Raw genomic sequence first — 21538 nt, forward strand, 5'->3', positions numbered from 1 at the left:
CAGGCCACTTCTTGCGAAGCGTCCTATTTCATTTATTTCTTCGTGAACATTTGATATTTTAAGTATTACAGCAATCCGAAGATCGCTGCTGCACTTACATCAAATGTCCACACTTATCGACTGTTAATTGTTAAAGAACTGTATTCGGTGCTACTTTCGCGCTATCGACAAAGCGTTGTGTTTGTCAGCTGCGAAGAAGGAAGAGTATGAAGCATTTCACTACATCCGTCAACTCCTTCTTTTTTGCCGTTTCCGGCGCCCTTTGTTTCGCTAAAACCGCTGCGTCTCATTGGGGAGGCGAACTATAGCCAAATCCGTGCTACTAAGCAAGCTTTATCCCGATAAATCGTCGTGCGCAGCGTAAAATGGCTGTTTTCCCCGAATCGCACCCGTCATGACCATCCTGCTCTCCACCCTGAACGCCCGCTACACCCACGCTTCCCTGGGCTTGCGCTATTTGCTGGCCAATATGGGACCGCTGCAGGCACAGACACGGCTGCAGGAATTCGTCATCGGCACCAAGACGACGGAACTGGTCGAACGCATCCTCGTCAACAAGCCCCGTATCATCGGTTTTGGCGTCTATATATGGAACGTCGAGGAAACGACGAAACTGGTGGCCATGCTCAAGCGCGTGGCGCCCGAGGTCATCATCGTGCTGGGCGGGCCGGAAGTGTCGCATGAGGCGGGCGAGCAGGAAATCGTCAGGCTGGCCGACTACCTGATCACGGGCTGGGGCGACGTCACCTTCCCCAAGCTGTGCGGCGAAATCCTCAACGGCCCGAAACCGCTGATGAAGATCCATGCGGGCGTGCAGGCGCCGCTGGCGGAGCTGCAGCTGCCCTACTCCTTGTATACAGACGACGATATCCGCCACCGCACGATTTACGTGGAAGCGTCGCGCGGCTGCCCGTTCAAGTGCGAATTCTGCCTGTCGGCGCTGGACAAGACAGCCTGGCCCTTTGCCCTGGAGAACTTCCTGGCCGAGATGGAGTCCCTGCATGCGCGCGGTGCCCGCCTGTTCAAATTCGTCGACCGCACCTTCAACCTGAACATCAAGACCAGTCTGAAGATCATGCAGTTCTTTCTCGATAAGATCGAAGCCAATCCCAACGATCCCATCTACGCCCATTTCGAACTGGTGCCCGACCACCTGCCCGATGCCTTGAAAGAAGGCATCAGCAAATTCCCCCCCGGCGCGCTGCAGTTCGAGATCGGCATCCAGAGTTTCAATCCGGACGTGCAATCGCTGGTCAGCCGCAAGCAGGATAATCAAAAGGCGGCCGATAACATCCGCTGGCTTTGCGAAGAATCAAACGCCCACCTGCACGTGGACTTGATCGCCGGCTTGCCGGGCGAGGATGAAGCGAGCTTTGCGGCCGGCTTCAACAAGCTGGTGGCCCTGAAACCGCATGAAATCCAGTTCGGCATCTTGAAGCGGCTGCGCGGCACACCCATCATCCGCCACACGGAGAATTTCGGCATGGTGTTCGACCCGCATCCGCCGTACACCATCCTGGCCAATAAGCAGCTCGATTTCATGAGCATGCAGCGCCTCGTGCGCTTCGCCCGCTACTGGGACCTGGTGGCCAATTCGGGCCGCTTCGCCAATACGGTGCAATGGATGCTCGGTGACGCGCCGTTTGAAAACTTCATGGACTTTTCGAACTGGCTGTACGCCCACACGGACGCCACCCACCGCATCGCCATGGAACGCCTGGCCAAGCTGGTGGCGCAATGGCTGCAGACGCGCGGCATGAGCGCGGTCGAGGCCAATGCCCTCGTGGCCAGCGATTATGCGGGCGGCGCGCAGGCGGCCGCGCACGCCAAACCGGCCGAAACAAGCAAGGTGCGCCCGGACGTCGCCCTGCCCCAGCGGCAGGCGCGCCACCTGGCGTCCTGAGGGGGCGGCGATTGAACATCGGTGGCGGTCTGCGCCATTCTCCCTTAAACTGGCACGATGCCGACTGTACAATCGCCGAAACTGACCCTCTCCCAGACCAGCTCCCAACAGGGAGCCGTCGTCACTGCCAGCGGCACCTGGCAGGTGCATGCGCTGGCGCATGACAATGCCATCAAGGCCATCGAGGCCCAGCTCAAGCCCCTGCAGAGCGGCGCCAATGCCCACTGGGACTTGTCGGCCATCGACAGCATGGACCATATCGGCGCCCAGCTGTTCTGGAATGCCTGGGGCAAGCGGCGCCCCGCGCAGCTGACCCTGGCGCCATCGTTGGAAGAGTTTTTCCGGCGTATCGAAGCAACGGGCCCGCTGGAAGCGCCGCCTTCGCGCGCCAACCGCCTCACGCCCGTGATGAAGCTGGGCATGGCCATTTTGCTGTTTTTCGAACATTTGAAGGGCTTTATTGCCCTGGTCGGCCAGGTGACGCAGGATATCGGCCGCTTCGCGCGCCATCCCATGCGCGGGCCATGGCGTGAAATTTCCGCCAATATCTTCCATGCGGGCTTCCAGGCGCTGGGCATCACGGCCCTGGTCGGCTTCCTGATCGGCGTCGTGCTGTCCTATCTGTCGGCGCAGCAGCTGCGCGCCTTTGGCGGCGACATCTACCTGGTCAACCTGCTGGGCATGAGCGTGATCCGCGAACTGGGGCCGCTGTTGGCCGCCATTCTCGTGGCGGGCCGCTCCGGCTCGTCCATCACGGCCCAGCTGGGCGTCATGCGCGTCACGGAAGAGCTCGACGCCATGCTGGTGATGGGCATTTCACACGGTTTCCGCCTGATCATGCCGAAAGTGCTGGCCCTGGCCATTTCCATGCCCCTGCTCGTCATCTGGACGGATACGGCCGCGCTGATCGGCGGCATGGTGGCGGCCAAGGTGGAATTGAATCTGTCGGCGCGCTACTTCATCCAGAAGCTGCCCGATGCCGTGCCGCTGGCCAACTACATGATCGGCCTGGGCAAGGGCGTGATCTTCGGCATGCTGATCGCCCTCGTCTCCTGCCACTTCGGCCTGCGCATCAAGGCCAACACGGAAAGCCTGGGGCGCGGCACCACCACCGCCGTCGTCACGGCCATCACCGTGGTGATCCTGGCCGACGCCGTGTTCGCCATCGTCTTCAATGGAGTGGGCTACTGATGGCGAACGACACCGATAAGGCCTGCACGGCGGGCGAGGGCCAGTTCAACCTGCATGGCAGCGCGCCCGTGGTGGAAATCACCAATCTGTGGACCAAGTTCGGCCGCACCGTCGTGCACCAGGACTTGAACCTGGAAATCGAACGGGGCGAAATCCTCTCCATCGTGGGCGGCTCCGGCACGGGAAAGACGGTGCTGCTGCGCCAGATGCTGGGCCTGGAACATCCGGCGCGCGGCTGCGTCAAAGTCTTTGGCGAGGATATCAACAAGGCAAGTTCCGACCAGCTGCAGCAATTGCGCAACCACTGGGGCATGCTGTTCCAGCAAGGCGCCCTGTATTCGGCCCTGACCGTGTTCGACAACGTGGCCCAGCCCATGCGCGAATTGCGCGTGCTGCCCGAAGCCCTGATCCACGACGCGGTACTATTAAAGATGAACATGGTGGGCCTGGGCCCGGAACATGCGCTGAAAATGCCGTCGGACTTGTCTGGCGGCATGATCAAGCGCGTGGCGCTGGCGCGCGCCCTGGCGCTGGAACCGAAACTGCTGTTCCTCGACGAGCCGACGGCAGGCCTGGACCCGGACCTGTCGGAAAGTTTTGTCGCCCTGATCCAGTCGCTGCACCGCGAACTGGGCTTGACGGTCGTCATGGTCACGCATGACCTCGACACTTTGTTCGCCCTGTCCACGCGCATCGCCGTGCTGGCGGAAAAGCACGTGATCGCCATCGGCCCCACGCGCGAGGTGATCGAAGTGGACCACCCATTCATCAAGCAATTTTTCCTTGGCGACCGCGGCAAGCGCGCACTGGCCGTCCTCGATGAAAAACAGGCGGCAGCCAAGGCCGCACAGCCAGGCGACGACGCCGGCACTGACAAGAAAGCGGAAAAGTAATGGAAAACAGATCACATGCCCTGATGACGGGATTTTTTACCTTGACCCTGCTGGTGGCCGCCATCCTGTTCGGCGTCTGGTTCAACCGCGACCGCGTGGAACGGGTGCCCTACCTGCTCGCCACCACCCTGTCCGTGCCGGGCCTGAACCCGCAGGCGACCGTGCGCTACCGGGGCCTGGAAGTGGGCAAGGTGGACGCCATCGATTTCGACACGCAAAAGGCGGGGCAAATCCTCGTGCACATCAGCGTGGCGCCGGACACGCCCGTCACCAACACCACCTTTGCCACCCTGGGCTACCAGGGCGTGACGGGCATCGCCTACATCCAGCTCGATGACGAGCATGTCGGTTCGAAACTGCTGGGCACCAGCAAGGACAAGCCGTCGCTGATCCCCCTGCGCGCCGGCTTGCTGGACCAGCTGGAAAAACGGGGCAAGCGCATCCTCGACCAGGCCGAGCAGATCACCAATAAAGTCAACAACCTGCTCAGCCCGGAAAACCAGGCCGCCATGCTGGGCGCCTTCAATGAAGTGGGCAAGGCAGCCAAGGCCTTTGGCGCCATTCCGCAGCAGCTGGAACCGACCCTGACGCAATTGCCGCAACTGACGGAACAAACCCGGCAAACCTTGACGGCCGTCAGTACGGCCAGCAAGAACGTGTCGGACTTGACGGCCACGTGGAAAAAGCTCGGCAACGACATCCAGGCGCCCGGCGGCGTGCTCGACAAGGTCAATGGCACGGTCGACCGGGTCGGCCACTCCGTGGAAACGGTGGCCAACGGCGTGTCGCTGGAAGTCTTGCCGCAGGTAATCGAACTGAGCGGCGAGGCGCGCTCCTCGATGCGCGCCCTGAAATCCACCATGAGCACGCTCAATGAACAGCCGCAGAGCATCCTGTTCGGCGCCCCAGACATTCCGCCCGGCCCGGGCGAGCCCGGTTTTTCGGCGCCCGGCAAATAAGGAGAACACCGCATGCCTATTCCTCGCCACTTTACCGCACTCATCGCCGCCGGCGCCTTCCTGCTGGGCGGCTGCGCCACGCGCGGCCCCGTGCCCACTTTCTATGATTTCGGCCCGGCCGCGCCGCAGGCGGCCGCACCGGCCGCCACGCCCACCGTGCCCGTGCTGGTGATCGCCGACGCCAACGGCCCTTCCTGGCTCGACAGCCAGCGCATGTATTACCGGCTGCTGTACGCGGACGCGCAGCAATCGCGGCCCTACGCCTACAACCGCTGGAACACGCCGCCGCTGCAACTGCTGAGCCAGCGCCTGAAGACGCGCGTGGCGCAGAGCGGCGTGAAAGTGCTGTCGACCACGGACGCGGCCGCCGGCATCCCGCTGCTGCGCATCGACGTCGATGATTTTTCGCAAGCATTTGACACGCAGACGCAAAGCAGCGGCCATGTATCGCTGCGCGCCTCGCTGTTCCGCGGCCACCGCCTGATCGACCAGAAAACCTTCAGCCGCAGCGGACCGGCCGGCAGCGCCGACGCGCAAGGGGGTGCGCAGGCGCTGGCGGCCGCCTCGGACGCCATCGCCGCCGACCTGCTCACCTGGCTGGGCACGCTGAATATCCCGAAAGAATGACCGACCCCGCAACCCCTGCCAGCCCGGCGGCGCCGCTGCCGCCCGTCCGTTCCTCGCCCGTGTCGCGCGCGACCCTGCTCGCCTACGTCTTCCTGATCGTCTACGCCAGCTGGTTCCCGTTCACGGGCTGGCACAGCAATGGCCTGTCGCCGCTGACCTTCCTGGAAAACACGCGCATGCCCCGTTACTGGACGGGCTTTGACGTGGGCGTCAACGTCGTCGGCTACATCCCGCTCGGCGCGCTGATCGTGTATTCGCTGTTTCCAAGAGTCACGGGATTTTTTGCCGTCATCGTCGCCAGCCTGTGCGGCATGCTGATTTCCGGCAGCATGGAAGCCGTGCAAACCTATCTGCCCAGCCGCGTCTCGTCGAACCTCGACTTTTATACGAATGCGGCCGGCTGCTGCATCGGCTCCATCATCGGCGCCTTGACGGCGCGCAAACTGCTCGACCATAGCCATTTGTACCGCTTGCGCCAGCGCTGGTTTGCCCAGCACGCCAGCCAGGGCCTGGTACTGGTGGCGCTGTGGCCGCTGGCGCAAATCTATCCGCAAGGCTATCTGTTCGGCCTGGGCCAGCTGCTGCCCATCCTGTCGGACTGGGCCTCTACCCTGATGGGCATGGACATCGACCTGGCCGCCTACCTGCGACCCGATGCGGTATTAACAGTCGAGCAATACTGGCTATCGGAAACCATCATCACGGCTTGCGGCATGACGGGCGCCGTGCTCACCTTGCTGTGCCTGCTGCGCCGCGCCGCGCCGCGCGCCATCCTCATGCTGGCCCTGATCGCCGCCGCCCTGGTCGTGCGCTCGATGGCCAGCGCGCTGCTGTTTTCGCCGCAAAACGCCTTCGTCTGGATCACGCCGGGCGCCCAGGGCGGCTTTTTGATCGGCCTGATCATGCTGGGCGGCCTGGCGTTCGCGCCGCACGTGGCGCAGCGCCGCATCGCGGCCGCCACCTTGCTGCTGAGCCTGGTGATGGTGAATACGACGCCGATCAACCCGTACTTCATGTCAACCTTGCAAGGCTGGGTACAGGGCAAGTTCCTCAACTTTAACGGCGCGGCGCAATTTCTCGCCTTGCTGTGGCCTTTCATGGCCCTGTGGTTCCTGTGCCTGCCCTCGCACCGCCTGAATCGGCAGGACGACGTGCAGCGCCAGCGTCGCGAAGACCACCCATAAGCGCTATCATGGCGCATTGATGAATCAGCAGGAGATCAGTATGAGCGACGCACCGTATTTTGAACGCCACGTTTTTTTCTGCATGAACAAACGTGAAGATGGCCGCAACAGCTGCGGCGACCATGGCGCGGAAGCGGCGCAAAAGCATTGCAAGCGCCGCATCAAGGAACTCGACATGAATGGCGCGGGCAAGATCCGCATCAACCAGGCCGGCTGCATGGACCGCTGCGAGGAAGGCCCGCTGCTGGTCATCTACCCGGAAGCGACCTGGTACACCTATGTCGACACCAGCGATATCGACGAAATCATCGATACGCACCTGGTGGGCGGAAAAATAGTCGAGCGCCTCAAGATTTAATGCCAATTTAAGAGATAGCCACCAGTATGAGCATCATGAACAGAAACTCGGAAAAATTTACCCTCGCCGGCCATGCGGGCAGCATGGAAGGCTTGCTCGATTTCCCAGCAGATACTCCGCGCGGTATCGCCCTCGTTGCCCATCCACACCCGCTGTACGGCGGCACGATGGATAACAAGGTCACGCAAACCCTGGCGCGCGCCTTTGTCGCCCTCGGTTACGTGGTGGCGCGCATCAACTTCCGCGGCGTGGGCGCTTCCGAAGGCGTACACGACCATGGCGTGGGCGAGACGGACGACATGCAATTGCTGTATGAACACATGGTCGGCCTGTATCCGGGCTTGCCCGTGGCCCTGTCCGGTTTCTCGTTCGGCACCTTCGTGCAGTCCAAACTGCAGGAGCGCCTGGCCGCCGCCGGCACGCCGGCCGAGCGCCTGGCGCTGATCGGCAGCGCGGCTGGCAAGTGGGCCATGGCCGACATCCCGGCCGACACCATCTTGATCCACGGCGAACTGGACGACACGATTCCCCTGTCCGCCGTCTTCGACTGGGCCCGTCCACAAGACATCCCCGTGATCGTGATCCCCGGCGCCGACCACTTTTTCCACCGCAAGCTCAACCACATCAAGAATCTCGTGATTGCGCTGTGGCATGGTGACAAACCCGCAATAGCAGCAGATGATCATTGAAGTGTGGGCTTACTAGCGCCTCCACGGCTATAATTGATCCGTTTTTTCCACGCGGCCACGTACGCAGCAACTGCGTGGCCCTCAGCCTTCATCTTTTTCGCAGACCAGCCTCCATGAAAAAACTTTTAGCGGCACTGGCCTCCAGTGTACTTTTCCTATCCGCCGCCCACGCCCAGCACGTTCCTGCACCGAGCATCGCCGCCAAATCCTGGCTGCTGCTCGACGCCACCAGTGGCCAGATCATTGCTTCGCAAGATCCGGACGCCCGCATCGAGCCGGCATCGTTGACCAAGATCATGACGGCCTACCTGACGTTTGCCGCCATCCGCGAAAAGAAACTGGCGCTGGACCAGAAAGTAAACGTGTCCGTGCGCGCATGGAAAGTCGATTCGAGCAGCTCGAAGATGTTCATCGACCCGGCCACGCCCGTCTCGATCGACGACTTGCTGCATGGCCTGATGATTCAATCGGGTAACGACGCCGCCGTGGCGCTGGCCGAAGCCGTTGCCGGCGACGAAGGCACGTTCGTCGTGCTGATGAACCGCGAAGCCCAGCGCATGGGGATGAAAAACACGCGTTTTGCCAATCCACACGGCTTGCCCAGCCCCGATAATTTTTCCACGGCACAAGATCTGTCCGTGCTGGCCCAGCGCGTGATCGCCGACTATCCTGAATTCTATAAAATCGACTCCATCAAGAGTTTTACCTACAACAAGATTACCCAGCCTAACCGCAACCGCCTGCTGTGGCTGGACCCAACCGTCGATGGCATGAAGACGGGCCACACGGAAGCGGCCGGCTATTGCATGATCGCCTCGGCCCGCCGTCCAGGCGGCACGGGCGAGCGCCGTTTGATCTCCGTCATGCTGGGTACCTCGTCCGACCAGGCACGCACGCAGGAAAGCCAGAAGCTGCTGAACTGGGGCTTCCAGAACTTCGATACGGTCAAGCTGTACTCGAAAGGCCAGGCCGTGGCCACGCCGGAAGTGTGGAAAGGCTCGAAAGGCACCGTGAAAATCGGTTTCGCCCGCGACGTGCTCGTCACCGTACCAAAAGGCACGGCGGCCAAGATGAAACCTGTGCTGGAACGCAAGGACCCGCTGGTCGCGCCGCTGGCCGAAAACGCCCCGGTCGGCAAGCTGAAAATGATGGTCGACGACAAGGTCCTGCTGGAACTGCCTGTCGTGGCGCTGGAAACCATCAACCAGGCCACGATCTTCGGCCGCGCCTGGGATTCGATGCGTCTGTGGATGAAATAAGCCGTCAGCACTCTCCATAAAAAATGCCCGCAGCAGCTGCGGGCATTTTTTTCGTCTTACGCTACGTCAAACTACTTCGCCGGCGCATCCTTCAGGTGCGGCTGGCGCGGCACGGGCGGGAAAGTGCCGGGGCGGCCTGCCGCAAACGTCGCTTCCGTCTGCGACGCTGCCACCGGCACGGCCACCTTGCGCACCTTGGCCACCTGCGCCGCCGTCACCGGTGTGCCGCGGTTGCCCCAGCTGGTCTGGATGAAGGTCACTACCTGCGCGGTCTGCTCATCATTGAAGATGTCGGCATACGGCGCCATCGTCAGCGCCGACGGCGCCGTGCGCGTGGCCGGCACGGCGCCGCCCGACAGCACGATGTTGATGGCCGAGGTCGGATCGTTCGTCTGCAGCACGGCGTTGCCGGCCAGCGCAGGAAAAGCCTTGTCGTAGCCCTTGCCGTCGGAACGGTGGCAACCGGCGCAGCGGTCCAGGTACAGTTGCGCGCCCTGGGAATTGACGATGCCGCTGAACAATTGCTTGCCCAGCTTGTCATCAGCCACGAAGGCGGGCATGGCCGGGTTCGACGGCGGCAGGGATTTCAGGTATTTCGCCATCGCCGCCAGGTCGCCATCCGTCATGTGCTGCATGGAATGGGCCACCACGTCGTTCATGGCGCCAAACGAGGCCGTATGGCTGTTGCGGCCCGTTTTCAGGAATTCGGCGATCTCGGCCGCGCTCCAGCGCGCCAGGCCGCCGCCATGTTCATTGCGCAACGAGGGCACGGACCAGCCGTCGATCACGCCGCCGCCCGCCAGGAAGGTGGTATTGCCCGCATCCGTCAGCGATTTTTCCTGCATGCCCACGCCGCGCGCCGTGTGGCAGGCGCCGCAGTGGCCCAGGCCTTGCACCAGGTAGGCGCCGCGCAGCAATTGCGCGTCACCGGTGGCCGGCACCTTGTACGGCTGCGGCGTGGGGGCAAACGCCCAGCGCCAGATGGTCAGCGGGAAGCGCATCGACAATGGCCACGGGATGTCGGCCGCCTTGTTCGGCGTCGGGTCCGCCTTCACGCCGTGCATGAAGTAGGCGTACAGGGCCTGCATGTCCGCTTCGCTCAGGCGCGAATACGAGGGATACGGCATGGCCGGATACACGGTGTAGCCGTGTTTCGTCACGCCGGTGCGCATCAGCTTGTCGAAATCGGCAAAGCTCCAGTCGCCGATGCCGGCCTTTTTATCGGGCGTGATGTTGGTGGAATACACCTTGCCGATCGGCGTATCCATGCCCAGGCCGCCCGCGAACGGTTTGCCCTGCGTGCCGGCCGTGTGGCAGGCGATGCAGTCGCCGGCGCGGGCCAGGTATTCGCCCTGGCGTATCAGCTGGGCGTTCGGGGTGGTGGCGGTGGCCGTAGTGGCAGACCAGGCAGTACTTGAAGCGAGCGCCAGCAGCAGCGCGCCCACGGTATGGCTGAATGTGTTGTTCATCTTCTTGTTCTTTATCAAGCGACCAGGGGACGGGGATCTTGCAGGTATTGCTCGCGGATGGCCTTGGCCGACCAGTAGGTCAGCGCGCAGGCCAGGCCCGTCGGGTTGTAGCCGATGCCGACCGGGAACACGCTGGAGCCGACGGCAAACACGTTGTGCACGTCCCAGCTTTGCAGGTAGCGGTTGACGACGCTGGTCTTGCGGTCCGCGCCCATGGCCGTGCCGCCCGCCCAGTGCGTGGTCTGGTAGTTGCGCAAGTCCAGGTGGTCGCCCACGCTCTTGACGGACACCTTGATCGACTCCGGGTTCATGGCCTCGGCCACCTTCATCATCTTGTCGGTGACGAAACGGCTCATCTTGATGTCGTTTTCCTTCCAGTCGAAGGTAAAGCGCAGCAATTGCTGGCCATACTTGTCCGTGTAGGTCGGGTCGAGGTCGACATAGCAGTCGCGGTAAGTCATGTTGGCGCCATGGCAATCGAACGATACCGTGTTCAGATAGCTCTTCTTGACGGCCTTCTTCCAGGCCGCGCCCCAGGCGGGCGTGCCGTCCGGCGTGGCGATACCCGAGATCGGCTTCGAGCCGGCCGGGTTGCACCAGGCGGGCGAGCCACCCACGAAGCCCAGCGGGCCATGGTCGAAGTTGTCGCCATTCCAGTCATCGAGCGCGACGCCGGTGCCGCCGGCGCCGATGAAGGGGTTCGTGTTCGTGTCTTCCTTGAAGAAAGTCTGGATGGTGGACATCATCTGGTAGGCGATATTGCGCCCCACCACGCCCTCGTTGCTGACCGGGTCATACGGCTGGCCGATGCCCGACAGCAGGAACAGGTGCGCATTGTTGTAGGCAAAGGCGCTGGCGATGACCAGCTCGGCAGGTTGCTCGACGGCCTTGCCATCCGCATTGATATACGTCACGCCCGTGGCGCGTTTTTTGCTGCCGTCGAGGTTGATGCGCACGACGTTGCAGTTGGCGCGCAATTCAAAATTGGCCACCATGCGCAGGGCCGGCATGATGTTGACGTTGGGAGAAGCCTTCGAATAGTTATAGCAGGCGTAGCCGGAGCAGAAACCGCAGAAGTTGCACGGGCCCATCTGGCAGCCATACGGATTCGTGTACGGGCCGGACGCGTTCGACGAGGCGTTGACGAAGGGGTGGTAGCCGACGGCCTTGGCCGCGCGGCGGAACAGTTCTGCCGTGTACGGCACTTTTTGCGGCGCCAGCGCGTAATTGTCGGAGCGGTCGCCCTCGAACACATTGCCGTCGCCGACGACGATGCCATTGACCTTGTACGCCTGGCCCGAGGTGCCGAAGACTTTTTCGACGAAATCGAAGTGCGGCTCCAGCTCGGCGTAAGTCACGCCAAAGTCCTGGATCGTCATGCCTTCGGGAATGAATTTCTTGCCGTAGCGGCGTTCGTAATGGCTGCGGATCTGCAGTTCTTCCGGCAGGACGCGCCAGTGCATGCCCGACCAGTGCAAGCCCGCGCCGCCCACGCCCGTGCCGGGCTTGAAGGCGCCGATCTGGCGGTAGGGGACGGCCACGCCCGTGATGCTGTGGCGGAAGGTGAACGTGCTTTTCGACATGTCCTGGAACAGCTTGCTGCGCTGGATATAGGTCAGCTCGTCGAGGGTCTTCGGATAGGCGCCGTCGGGATAGGTGTCGCGGTACTCGCCGCGTTCCAGCGCAACCACGTTCAGGCCCGCTTCCGTCAATTCCTTGGCCATGATGGCGCCGGTCCAGCCGAAGCCCACAATCACGGCATCGACAGGCTTCATTGTTACATCGGGTTTGATATCACTCATGATGGTTTTTCTTTTTCTTTGATCTGCTACGAATAACTGAAAAGATTCAGGGCAAGGCGCATTGCCGCAGGCAGTACGCTAGTACGACCAGGCAGTGCAACGCCGCCATGGACGTTTTCAGGCGATGGATACTGGAGGCAACGGGTATTTCTTGCCATACTGCTCCACCCAGTCCATGTAGTCGGCGCGCGCGCCGGGAAAGCCCACCATCTTCCAGGCCAGCATGTCCTTGTTGCCGCCATGCACGGGGTCGCAAAAATAGCCTTCGCGCGTGTTTTGCAGCAACTGGTTGAAGAAGACTTTCGATGGCACTGCGCCGATGTCCAGGGTGCCCTTTTGCAATTGCGTGATGACGGCATCGCGCTCGGCCGCGTTCAGCTGGACGAAAGGCTTGCCGGACTGCTTGTGCACGGCCGCATTCACGCCGGCCAGGGCGCTCTGGTACAGCTCGCGCGGCGCCATGTGGAACTGGTAGCCGAACTGTTCAATCGAGGGCACGAACGGTCCCTGCATGTACCACAACGCACCATACGCGTAAGGCGTGTTCATCTGCGCATCGATGAATTCATGCGCGCCCGCTTCCAGCGCGCCCGGCCCTTCGCCGTCGGCGGGAATCAGCCTGTCGACCAGTGCCGTCAAGGTGGCCCATTCGGTGGCGTCGAAGAAGCGCGGTTTATAGGCAGGCTGGTCCTTGGAGACGGCCATGGCCAGGCCGCCGCCGGCGCCGGCCAGCAAGGCCACGGCAGGCGCGGCGCCGACGGCCTTGCGCAGGAAGTTACGCCGATGGGGCGAAATCCCGATGATTTTCATAGGTTTTCCTCAGGCGGCGCGAGCCGCCACAGTGATGGATGTGGGAGTCAGAAAGAAAATGCGGGCACACGCCGCTGAGATGGCAGATTTCACGTAGAGATGACTGGGGTATCACGGCGCGGCCCGACAAGCTGTCGGTTAATTGACCAACGTGATTGACAAGCAGTAGCTTTGCATTTACGGTGCGCATCGTACCATAATTAAAAAAAACCTTCAGAGACAGGCTGGACATGATCAAAAAAGAGGCAGCAGTGCGTGGCCGCCCGCGCAAGGCGGGCGTGGAAGATGCGGTATTGGAAGCGATCGTCATGCTGGTCCGGCAACATGGACTGGAGGCGGTGACGATACAGATGGTGGCCGACGTCGCCGGCGTGGGTCGCCAGACGATTTACCGGCGCTGGCCGCGGCGCGAAGACATGCTGCTCGATGCGCTCGTCAAGCGCACGGCGGAAAAGCTGCAGCGCGCGCTCGACATGCCGGACGGCCAGGAAATCGAGGCGATCTGCGCGCGCATCTTCGACAACCTGAACGCCGATGGCCGCTTCACCTGCGACCTGCTGGTGCTGATCCACAATGATGCGGCGGCGCAGCTGCGCTTTCGCGAGCAGATCGTCGCGCCGTGGATCACCCTCGTGGTGCAGCGCCTGGTCAACATCGGCGTGCGCGCCGACCTCGACCTGCGCCTGTTCGCCTTCATGCTGCAATCGGCGCTGGTGTACCAGATGCAGCTGGGCGGCCAGCTCGACGATGCCTTGCAGGAGCGGTGCTGCCGCTTCATCCGCAGCATGCTGTAGCGTAGCTGGCTATAATCGTGGAGCAACCTCCACCGCCACCACCAGAAAGCCAGCCCATGAGCCATGTACTTCCCGCCAGCCTGCAAGCGCCGCGCAGCCGTTTAAGCGGCAACGGTCCCGAACTGTCGCGCATCGTCGCCGGCATGTGGCGCATCGGCGAGTGGAATATGTCGGCGCAGCAACGCCTGGCCTTCATCGAGCAATGCCTGGCGCTGGGCGTATCGAGTTTCGACCATGCCGACATCTACGGCGATTACAGCGCCGAAGGCCTGTTCGGCGAAGCGCTGGCCCTGCAGCCGGGCTTGCGCGACAAGATGGAGCTGGTCAGCAAGTGCGGCATCAAGCTGCTGTCGCCGCACCGTCCCGGCCACGCCATCCAGCATTACGACACGAGCGCGGCGCACATCACCAGTTCCGTGGAACACAGCTTGCGCCAGTTGCAGACGGACCGCCTGGACTTGCTGCTGATCCACCGTCCCGACCCGCTGATGGATTTCGACGAGATCGCCGGCGCGTTTACCCAGCTCAAGCAAGCGGGCAAGGTGCTGCACTTTGGCGTGTCGAACTTCAGCCGCCACCAGTTCGAGTGCCTGCAGCGGCGCTTCCCGCTGGTGACGAACCAGGTGGAGTTTTCGCCGCTGCACGTGGCGCCCCTGTTCGACGAAACCTTCGACGGCTTGCAGGACGTGGGGGTGGCGCCGATGATCTGGTCGCCGCTGTCGGGCGGACGCCTGTTCCAGAGCGGCGACGCGAATGTGGAGAACTTGCGCAATGTCATCAAGCAGATCGCCGACCAGCTGCAGCGCCCGTTTGCCAGCGTGGTGTTCGCCTGGATCATGCAACTGCCTTGCCGGCCCCTGCCGCTGACGGGCACGGGCCGCATCGAAGCCGTGGGCGTGGCCGTGGAAGGCACGCAGTTCACGCTCAGCCGCAGCGACTGGTTTGCCATCCTGCGCGCCGCGCGCGGGCACGAGGTGGCTTAACGTTTAATCAATCTCGTCCGGGTCATTGAACACTTGAGGTAGCGCAATACCGCGCCAGCCCAGGTGCCACGCCAAGTTCAGGGCCAGGGTGGCGGCGATGTAGACGGCGAAGAAAAGCGCAAAGAAACTCGTCTTCAGCCACACCAGCAGGGCGACGGCCACGATCAGCACCAGCAGCGCGGCCAGGCTTTTCTTTTGCTTGGAGCTGGGGAAACGCAAGGTCGACACCATCAGGCTGCCCACGCCGACGAGCAGCAGCATGATCAGATAGCTGTGCACGGTTGCATCGATGGGCGCCGGCCAGGCCACCACCACGGCCGCCACGCAGGCGGCGCCGGCCGTGATCGGCATGCCGACGAAATACATGGGGTCGGTATGCCCCACGTTCACGTTGAAACGCGCCAGGCGCATGGCGCCGCAGGCGACAAAGAAGAAGCTGGCCATGCCGCCCAAGCGCAGCAGCAGCGGATCGTGCACGCCCATCTGCACGAAACCGTAGCAATACAACAAGACTGCGGGGGCGCAGCCGAAATTCATCACGTCGGCGATGGAATCGAGCTGCACGCCGAACTGCGAGCTGGTGTTCGTCAGCCGGGCCACGTAGCCGTCGAGGGCGTCGAAGACGCCGGCCAGCACCAGCAGCGCGGCGGCCAGCCGGTAGTCGGCCGGGTCGCCGACACCGGCGTTATCGACGGAAATGACGATGCTGGCAAAACCGCAGGCTATCGACAGCAAAGTCACCATGCTGGGCAAGGCGTATTTGGCGCGCTGCAGGCGCGACTTGGGCAATGTGTTCAAATTTATGGGCAATCAAGGTAGCGGGAATAAAACAGCGCAAGAGCAAACGGTGCATTACGCCCATTCTACCCTGCGCGGCAGCGGCGCCGTCTGCGCACGGGCGCGCGACATATCTTTTCATGGATGCTCTACGGCATATAAAAATGCCTTAGAATCGTTTTACAGGGCGGCATGACGCCCCATTCACCAGACAGGAGTTCGCTTGATAGCCTCGTTATCGCGTTGGAAACACAGCCTCCCCGCCCTGCTGGCCGTAGCACTGCTGAGCGCCTGCGGCGGCGGCAGTGGCGGCGACAATTCGTCGCTGAGCACCTCGACGCCGGCGGGACAGCTGACCCAGGAACCGGGCGCGCCCGCGCTCAGCAACAATATCGCCACCGATGGCTTCAACTGGTTCAATTACCGGCGCGGCCAGACGGGCCTGGCATCGCTGGCGCGCAACAGCCTGATCGACAACGCGGCACTCGGCCATTCCAACTATCTGAATCTCAACAATACAGTGGCGCACGAGCAAGTCCTGGGCAAGCCCGGCTTTACTGGCGTCAACTTGGGCGACCGCCTGGCCAAGGCGGGCTATGTCGTCACCACGCTGCAGGGCGAGGTCATCGCCGGCGCGGCGAATACCTCGGGCTTCTACCTGGCCGAGGAATTGATCACGGCCATCTACCACCGTTTCGTCATTTTCGAGCCGCTGTTCAAGGAAGGCGGCGCGGGCGCGGCCGTCAATAACAGCGGCTATGCGTATTTCACCACTGACCTGGCCGGCAACAGCAGCTATGGCCCCGGGCTGCCGGCGGGACAGATCGTCGCCTATCCGTTCAGCGGCCAGCAGAAGGTCGCCGTCAGCTTTTCCAGCGATAACGAATCCCCCGATCCCGTGCCGAACCAGGACGTGGTCGGCTACCCGATCAGCGTGCACGCCAACTATGGCGCCGTGCTCAACGTGGCGACGTTCAGCGTGCGCCAGCGGGGCAGCGCCACGGACCTGTCGGTGCGCCTGCTCAGGAGCGACAGCGATGCGCATACGCCTGTTTCGGCCGCCGCCATCATCCCGCTGGCCCCCCTGAATGCAGCCACCACCTATGACGTGAGTTTCATCGGCAAAGTCAATGGCGCGAACCTGACGCGCAACTGGTCCTTTACGACACGCTAGGCGCCAGGCTGGCGCCAAACGGACGCAGTGCCGAGTACGACTGGATGTAAAATAGTACTTCCTGATTTACCGCCATTGACAAGTTTTGGGGCGCTCTGCACACCGGGCATGATGAAACCACACGCCACTTGCGATGATGAGGCCGCCGTCGCGGCTTCCGACACGGTCCGCGTTCTCGACGTCGAGAACGGACTGGGGCGCATCATGGGCGACCGTCTGCTGTACCTGAAAATCCTGCGCCGCTTCCTGCACGACCACGGCACCACCCCGTGCCAGATCCGCAGCGAATTCGACGCCGGCAATTACGCTTGCGCCCGTCTGAAAGCCCATACCCTGAAAGGTGCGGCCGGCATGATAGGCGCGCGCCAGGTGCACGGCATGTCGGCAACCCTGGAGGCGGCCCTGCGCGCGCAGGCGCCGGACCTGGCACGGCAAATGCTGCAGCTGGAGCTTGCGCAAGATCAATTACTGCGAGCCATCAGCTCCATGCTGGGCACGCCGGAAGCCAGCCATACGGCGGCCCAGGACGTGGCGCCCGACCCGGCCGCGCCCGCCATCCAGCTGCTGCTGGCGCGCCTGGCCAGCCATCTGCGCGAAGGCGATGGCGCGGCCATCGACATCCTGGAGAACTCGGCCAGCCTGCTGGCAGCGAGTCTCGGCGTCAACGTCTACCAGGAAGTGGCGGCCGCCGCGCACGAGTTCGACTTCGACGGCGCCCTGGCGGCGTTGCTGCGGCGCCGCTAGCGCACAGTCCGCTGCCACTCAGCTGTTGTACTGCGCCTCCTCCGCATACGCGACGCAACAACTCTTGCAACAGAAACGGCGCACGGCGTCGAGCGGCTTGTCACAGTACCAACACGCGCCTTTCGGCGGCAGCACTGCGATCAATTGCGGCAGGGAAGGCAATGGCGCCGCCACCTCTGCCCTGCATTCCACGACTACCGGCTGTTCGCTGTCCATGGCGCTTCCTTTCCTAGCGGCACTTCAAGGCCGCTCAGCAAGATTACGTCAGCGCAGTTTTGACTCCATGACATTTCTCAACGGGGCAGATGCTAGCTTGACTTTCGGTAGCTGCGCACGGCGTCATTGGCCTGTTCGTCTATAATTTTTTGCAACTTCGGCTGCCCCGCATACTTGGCGGAGAGCCGCTTCCACTGCCGTTGCGCCTGCCCGCACGATTGTTCGATGGCTTGCGTGATCTCGCGCTGGCGCGCCTTGTCATTGTCATCCCACTCGCCGGCGAAATGCTCGCACATCTGGGCATTTTCGGCGAACCGCGCCACGTCTTTCGGCAGTTTTTCCTGGGCGCCAGCCAGCAGGGGCAGGCAAGCGAACACGACGGCAAACAGCAGCTGCATCAGACAGTCCTTATTTGCCGATGCAGAAACGGCTGAAAATCACGCCCAGCAGATCGTCAGGCGAGAATTCTCCCGTGATGCTCGACAGCTGCACCTGCGCCAGGCGCAGCTCTTCGGCGAACAGGTCCAGCGACTGGTCGTCCTGCGCCGCGTGCTCGGCGGCGATATTCAAGTGCTTGCCGGCCGACTTGAGCGCGATCAAATGGCGTTCGCGCGCCAGGTACAGCGATTCGCCCGTCTGCTGCCAGCCGGCGATGCGCAGCAACTCGGCGCGCAGCAGGTCGATGCCGATGTGCTCATGGGCAGACAGGTATACATGGGTGGCGTCCGGCATGCTGTCGACACCGGGCTTGTGGCCCGACAAGTCAATCTTGTTCCATACGCGCACCACGGGCACGCCTTCGGGGAAGGCGGCGACGATGGTTTCATCGGCCAAGGTGGGGCCATGGTCGGCGTCAAGCAGGTGCAGGATCACGTCCGCCTTGCCGATTTCGCCCCAGGTGCGCTCGATGCCGATGCGCTCGACGGCGTCGATGGTGTCGCCCGCGCTGCGGATGCCGGCCGTATCGATGATGTTGAGCGGAATGCCCTCGATCTGGATGGTTTCGCTGACCTTGTCGCGCGTGGTGCCGGCGATCGGCGTCACAATGGCCACATCGGCGCCCGCCAGCGCATTGAGCAGCGACGACTTGCCCACGTTCGGCTGGCCCGCCAGCACGACATTCAAACCTTCGCGCAGCAGCGCGCCCTGCGCCGCCTGGGCAAACACCTTATTTAACGCTACGATGACGGCCTTTAATTGACCGCGCGCATTCGATTTTTCCAGGAAGTCGATTTCTTCTTCCGGAAAGTCCAAAGTTGCCTCGACCAGCATCCTCAACCCCGTCACCTGCTCCACCAGCGCGTGGATGGTGTTCGAGAACGCGCCCGACAGCGATTGCGAGGCGGACTTGGCGGCCGCTTCCGTCGAGGCGTCGATCAGGTCGGCCACGGCTTCGGCTTGCGCCAGATCAAGCTTGTCATTGAGGAAAGCACGGCGCGTGAATTCGCCCGGCTCGGCCAGGCGCAGGCCGCCGTCCTTGCCCGCTTCGAGCACGCGCGCCAGAAGCAGTTGCAGCACGACAGGACCACCGTGGCCCTGCAATTCCAGCACGTCTTCGCCCGTGTAGGAATGCGGCCCCTTGAAGTGGATGGCGATGCCCTGGTCGATGATGCTGCCATCGGCTTCCGTAAACGGCAGATAGGTGGCGTGGCGCGGTTTCAGCGTTTGCGCGCCGAACAGGGCCGTCATCAAAGGAGCGAGGTTTTTGCCGGAGGCGCGTACCACGCCGATGCCGCCGCGTCCCGGTGCGGTGGCGATGGCGGCGATAGGGGAAGAATCGAGTTTCATGGCGTAATTGTAGTGTATTCGGGAAAGGCTGCAGGGGGCGCGCTATTGTCAGCGACAAACCGGTGCACGTGCAGGGGGCGTTCAGTGGAAAGCCGGCAAAACCCACTCTTTTTGACCGCGGGCCCAGTGGACCCGATGTCAAAAAAAAGCCCGCGCGAGGCGGGCTTTCTGGTCGCTGGCCGGGCTTACTTGACGGCTGGCGCGTATTTCTTGGTGATCACCCATTGCTGGCCGATCGACAGGACGTTGTTGACGACCCAGTAGAGTACCAAGCCCGACGGGAAGAAGAAGAACATCACCGAGAATGCCAACGGCATGAACAGCATCATCTTCGCTTGCATCGGATCGGCCGGGGCCGGGTTCAGCTTGGTCGTGATGAACATCGAGATCGCGTACAGCACGGGCAGGATGCACCATGGGTCATGCTGGGCCAGGTCGGTGATCCAGCCGATCCATGGCGCGCCGCGGATTTCCACGGACGCGTTCAGCACCCAGTACAGGGCGATAAACACGGGCATCTGGATCAAGATCGGCAGGCAGCCGCCCAGCGGATTGATCTTTTCCGTCTTGTACAGCTCCATCGTGGCCTGGTTCATCTTTTGCGGATCGCCTTTGAAGCGTTCGCGGATGGCCTGCATCTTCGGCGTGACCAGTTTCATCTTGGCCATGCTGCGGTAGCCGGCGGCCGACAGCGGGAAGAACAGCAGCTTGATCAGGATCGTGAAGGCGATGATGGTCCAGCCCCAGTTACCGAGCACGCTGTGGATCTGCTCCATGACCCAGAACATCGGCTTGGCGATGATGGTCAGCCAGCCGTAATCCTTGACCAGTTCCAGGCCAGGCGAAACGGCTTCGAGCAGGTGGGCGATTTGCGGGCCCGAGTACAGCTTGCTGTCCATGCTGGCCGAGGCGCCGGGCGCCAGGGTAGGCAGCGGCAGCACGTTGCCGATGGCATACAGGTTGGTGTCGAGCTTTTTCGTGAAGATGTCGCGCTTGACGTTATCTGGCGGAACGAAGGCCGACACGAAGAAGTGTTGCGAAATCGCAAACCAGCCGCCATTCGCCGATTGCGGATGCAGGCCCTTCATGGCGTTGTCGTTGCCCTTCTTCTCGTCTTCCACGGCCGCTTTTTCGATCTTCTCGAACGTCAGCTTCTGGTACTTGTCCTGCGGCGTGTACAGGGTAGGGCCGGTGAAGCTGCTGTTGAAGAAGGAGTCGCCGACCGGCTTGTTGCCGTCATGCGTCAGTTGCAGGTACAGCTGCGGCGTGACGGGCGCGGCGCCCACGTTGGCCACGTCGTGGCGCACGTCGATGACGTAGTCGCCGCGCTTGAACGTAAATGTCTTGGTCAGCTTGACGCCGCCTTCGACCGCTTCCATGACCAGCTGGATCTGCTTGCCGTCGGCCAAGGTGCGTACGCCAGGCTGTACGGTGAAGCCCGTGTTATGCGTGGGGAAAGGACCGCCGACCAGGCCCGACTGCGCCAGGTAGGTGTGGTTGCTGCCCACGTCGAACAGCACTTCGTTTTGCTTGCCTTCGTCAGGCTGGCACCATTTGAACAGGCCGAAGCAGCCGCCGAACCAGCCCGGATTGCCCGCGCCCTTGAATTTCAGCAATTCCAGACGCTTGACCTGGCCGCCCAGGGTGTCGATGTCGACCTTGATGACGTCGGTGGTGATGGTAATCACTTCGCGCTTGAACGCGGCGGGATCGGTCGCTTCGCCAGGCACGGCGGTCGCGCCGGCAGCAGCCAGGGCGGCCGTTTTGGCCGGGGTGACAGGCGCCTTGGCGGTTTGTTCCGTGTTCGCGGAGAACATCGACGGCTTGCCGTTCGAGATCATCCATTCGTTCCAGAGAATTACCAGCGAGACGGAAAACACGATCCACAGGATGGTACGTTTATTGATATCCATTAGGG

At 62.4% G+C, this 21538-nt stretch carries 21 protein-coding genes; 13 read left to right on the forward strand and 8 right to left on the reverse strand.

Going from position 1 to position 21538, the window contains the following annotated elements:
• Positions 1 to 394 precede the first annotated feature (394 nt).
• The 9 genes from BXA07_RS17100 to BXA07_RS17140 all read left to right on the forward strand — a co-directional run bounded on the left by BXA07_RS17100 (position 395) and on the right by BXA07_RS17140 (position 9063).
• Entirely contained in the window at positions 395 to 1903 is a 1509-nt protein-coding gene (locus tag BXA07_RS17100; RefSeq protein WP_076569245.1) for a B12-binding domain-containing radical SAM protein, read from the forward strand.
• Positions 1904 to 1960: 57 nt separating this feature from the next.
• The gene (locus BXA07_RS17105) at positions 1961 to 3094 is read left to right on the forward strand and encodes an MlaE family ABC transporter permease (RefSeq protein ID WP_076569247.1); all 1134 of its coding nucleotides are present in this window, start codon (positions 1961 to 1963) and stop codon (positions 3092 to 3094) included.
• Positions 3094 to 3987: an ABC transporter ATP-binding protein gene (locus BXA07_RS17110; protein WP_076569249.1), complete on the forward strand. Its 894-nt coding sequence runs from the start codon at positions 3094 to 3096 to the stop codon at positions 3985 to 3987. Before BXA07_RS17105 ends, BXA07_RS17110 begins: the two co-directional genes overlap by 1 nt.
• Positions 3987 to 4946, forward strand: a complete 960-nt coding sequence (locus BXA07_RS17115; protein ID WP_076569251.1) for an MlaD family protein — start codon at positions 3987 to 3989, stop codon at positions 4944 to 4946. The genes BXA07_RS17110 and BXA07_RS17115 overlap by 1 nt, the downstream gene beginning before the upstream one ends.
• 12 nt (positions 4947 to 4958) lie before the next feature.
• Complete coding sequence (locus BXA07_RS17120; RefSeq protein WP_076569254.1) at positions 4959 to 5573, forward strand: ABC-type transport auxiliary lipoprotein family protein; 615 nt, start codon at positions 4959 to 4961, stop codon at positions 5571 to 5573.
• Positions 5570 to 6757: a VanZ family protein gene (locus BXA07_RS17125; RefSeq protein ID WP_076569257.1), complete on the forward strand. Its 1188-nt coding sequence runs from the start codon at positions 5570 to 5572 to the stop codon at positions 6755 to 6757. Before BXA07_RS17120 ends, BXA07_RS17125 begins: the two co-directional genes overlap by 4 nt.
• 40 nt (positions 6758 to 6797) lie before the next feature.
• The gene (locus BXA07_RS17130) at positions 6798 to 7115 is read left to right on the forward strand and encodes a (2Fe-2S) ferredoxin domain-containing protein (protein WP_034781335.1); all 318 of its coding nucleotides are present in this window, start codon (positions 6798 to 6800) and stop codon (positions 7113 to 7115) included.
• A 35-nt stretch (positions 7116 to 7150) separates the two neighbouring features.
• Positions 7151 to 7804: an alpha/beta hydrolase gene (locus tag BXA07_RS17135; RefSeq protein ID WP_076569530.1), complete on the forward strand. Its 654-nt coding sequence runs from the start codon at positions 7151 to 7153 to the stop codon at positions 7802 to 7804.
• A gap of 113 nt (positions 7805 to 7917) precedes the next feature.
• On the forward strand, positions 7918 to 9063 hold the full coding sequence (locus BXA07_RS17140; protein WP_076569259.1) for a D-alanyl-D-alanine carboxypeptidase family protein: 1146 nt from the start codon (positions 7918 to 7920) through the stop codon (positions 9061 to 9063).
• A 71-nt stretch (positions 9064 to 9134) separates the two neighbouring features.
• Here BXA07_RS17140 and BXA07_RS17145 read toward each other — a convergent pair whose 3' ends face one another.
• From BXA07_RS17145 to BXA07_RS17155, 3 genes are all read right to left on the reverse strand, one after another.
• Positions 9135 to 10532 (reverse strand): cytochrome c, encoded by a 1398-nt coding sequence (locus tag BXA07_RS17145; RefSeq protein ID WP_076569533.1) that lies wholly within the window; start codon positions 10530 to 10532, stop codon positions 9135 to 9137.
• Positions 10533 to 10546: 14 nt separating this feature from the next.
• Positions 10547 to 12307, reverse strand: coding sequence for a GMC family oxidoreductase (locus BXA07_RS17150; RefSeq protein WP_076569261.1), 1761 nt, complete (start codon positions 12305 to 12307; stop codon positions 10547 to 10549).
• Positions 12308 to 12451: 144 nt separating this feature from the next.
• The gene (locus tag BXA07_RS17155) at positions 12452 to 13144 is read right to left on the reverse strand and encodes a gluconate 2-dehydrogenase subunit 3 family protein (RefSeq protein WP_076569262.1); all 693 of its coding nucleotides are present in this window, start codon (positions 13142 to 13144) and stop codon (positions 12452 to 12454) included.
• 230 nt (positions 13145 to 13374) lie between these two features.
• On the opposite strand from BXA07_RS17155, the gene BXA07_RS17160 reads away from it, so the two are divergent.
• Together BXA07_RS17160 and BXA07_RS17165 are read left to right on the forward strand one after the other, a co-directional pair.
• Positions 13375 to 13938: a TetR/AcrR family transcriptional regulator gene (locus BXA07_RS17160; protein ID WP_076569264.1), complete on the forward strand. Its 564-nt coding sequence runs from the start codon at positions 13375 to 13377 to the stop codon at positions 13936 to 13938.
• Between the two features lie 56 nt (positions 13939 to 13994).
• Positions 13995 to 14921, forward strand: coding sequence for an aldo/keto reductase (locus BXA07_RS17165; protein WP_076569265.1), 927 nt, complete (start codon positions 13995 to 13997; stop codon positions 14919 to 14921).
• A gap of 3 nt (positions 14922 to 14924) precedes the next feature.
• Here BXA07_RS17165 and pssA read toward each other — a convergent pair whose 3' ends face one another.
• The gene (gene pssA, locus BXA07_RS17170) at positions 14925 to 15665 is read right to left on the reverse strand and encodes a CDP-diacylglycerol--serine O-phosphatidyltransferase (RefSeq protein ID WP_244556327.1); all 741 of its coding nucleotides are present in this window, start codon (positions 15663 to 15665) and stop codon (positions 14925 to 14927) included.
• A gap of 256 nt (positions 15666 to 15921) precedes the next feature.
• Between pssA and BXA07_RS17175 the strand changes: the two genes are divergently transcribed.
• Positions 15922 to 16872, forward strand: a complete 951-nt coding sequence (locus BXA07_RS17175; protein WP_244556317.1) for a CAP domain-containing protein — start codon at positions 15922 to 15924, stop codon at positions 16870 to 16872.
• 108 nt (positions 16873 to 16980) lie between these two features.
• Positions 16981 to 17616, forward strand: a complete 636-nt coding sequence (locus BXA07_RS17180; protein WP_076569267.1) for an Hpt domain-containing protein — start codon at positions 16981 to 16983, stop codon at positions 17614 to 17616.
• An 18-nt stretch (positions 17617 to 17634) separates the two neighbouring features.
• Here BXA07_RS17180 and BXA07_RS17185 read toward each other — a convergent pair whose 3' ends face one another.
• The 4 genes from BXA07_RS17185 to yidC form a co-directional block, all read right to left on the reverse strand.
• Positions 17635 to 17832 carry a hypothetical protein gene (locus BXA07_RS17185; RefSeq protein WP_076569269.1) on the reverse strand — a complete coding sequence of 66 codons (198 nt, stop codon included), beginning with the start codon at positions 17830 to 17832 and terminating at the stop codon, positions 17635 to 17637.
• A gap of 92 nt (positions 17833 to 17924) precedes the next feature.
• Positions 17925 to 18230 (reverse strand): hypothetical protein, encoded by a 306-nt coding sequence (locus tag BXA07_RS17190; protein ID WP_083708366.1) that lies wholly within the window; start codon positions 18228 to 18230, stop codon positions 17925 to 17927.
• 10 nt (positions 18231 to 18240) lie between these two features.
• Positions 18241 to 19620 (reverse strand): tRNA uridine-5-carboxymethylaminomethyl(34) synthesis GTPase MnmE, encoded by a 1380-nt coding sequence (gene mnmE, locus BXA07_RS17195; protein ID WP_076569272.1) that lies wholly within the window; start codon positions 19618 to 19620, stop codon positions 18241 to 18243.
• A 185-nt stretch (positions 19621 to 19805) separates the two neighbouring features.
• A complete protein-coding gene (gene yidC, locus BXA07_RS17200) occupies positions 19806 to 21533 on the reverse strand; it encodes a membrane protein insertase YidC (protein ID WP_076569273.1) in 1728 nt (575 codons plus the stop codon).
• Positions 21534 to 21538: the final 5 nt, after the last annotated feature.

Source organism: Janthinobacterium sp. TND4EL3 (assembly GCF_900156175.1).
Taxonomy (GTDB): domain Bacteria; phylum Pseudomonadota; class Gammaproteobacteria; order Burkholderiales; family Burkholderiaceae_D; genus Janthinobacterium.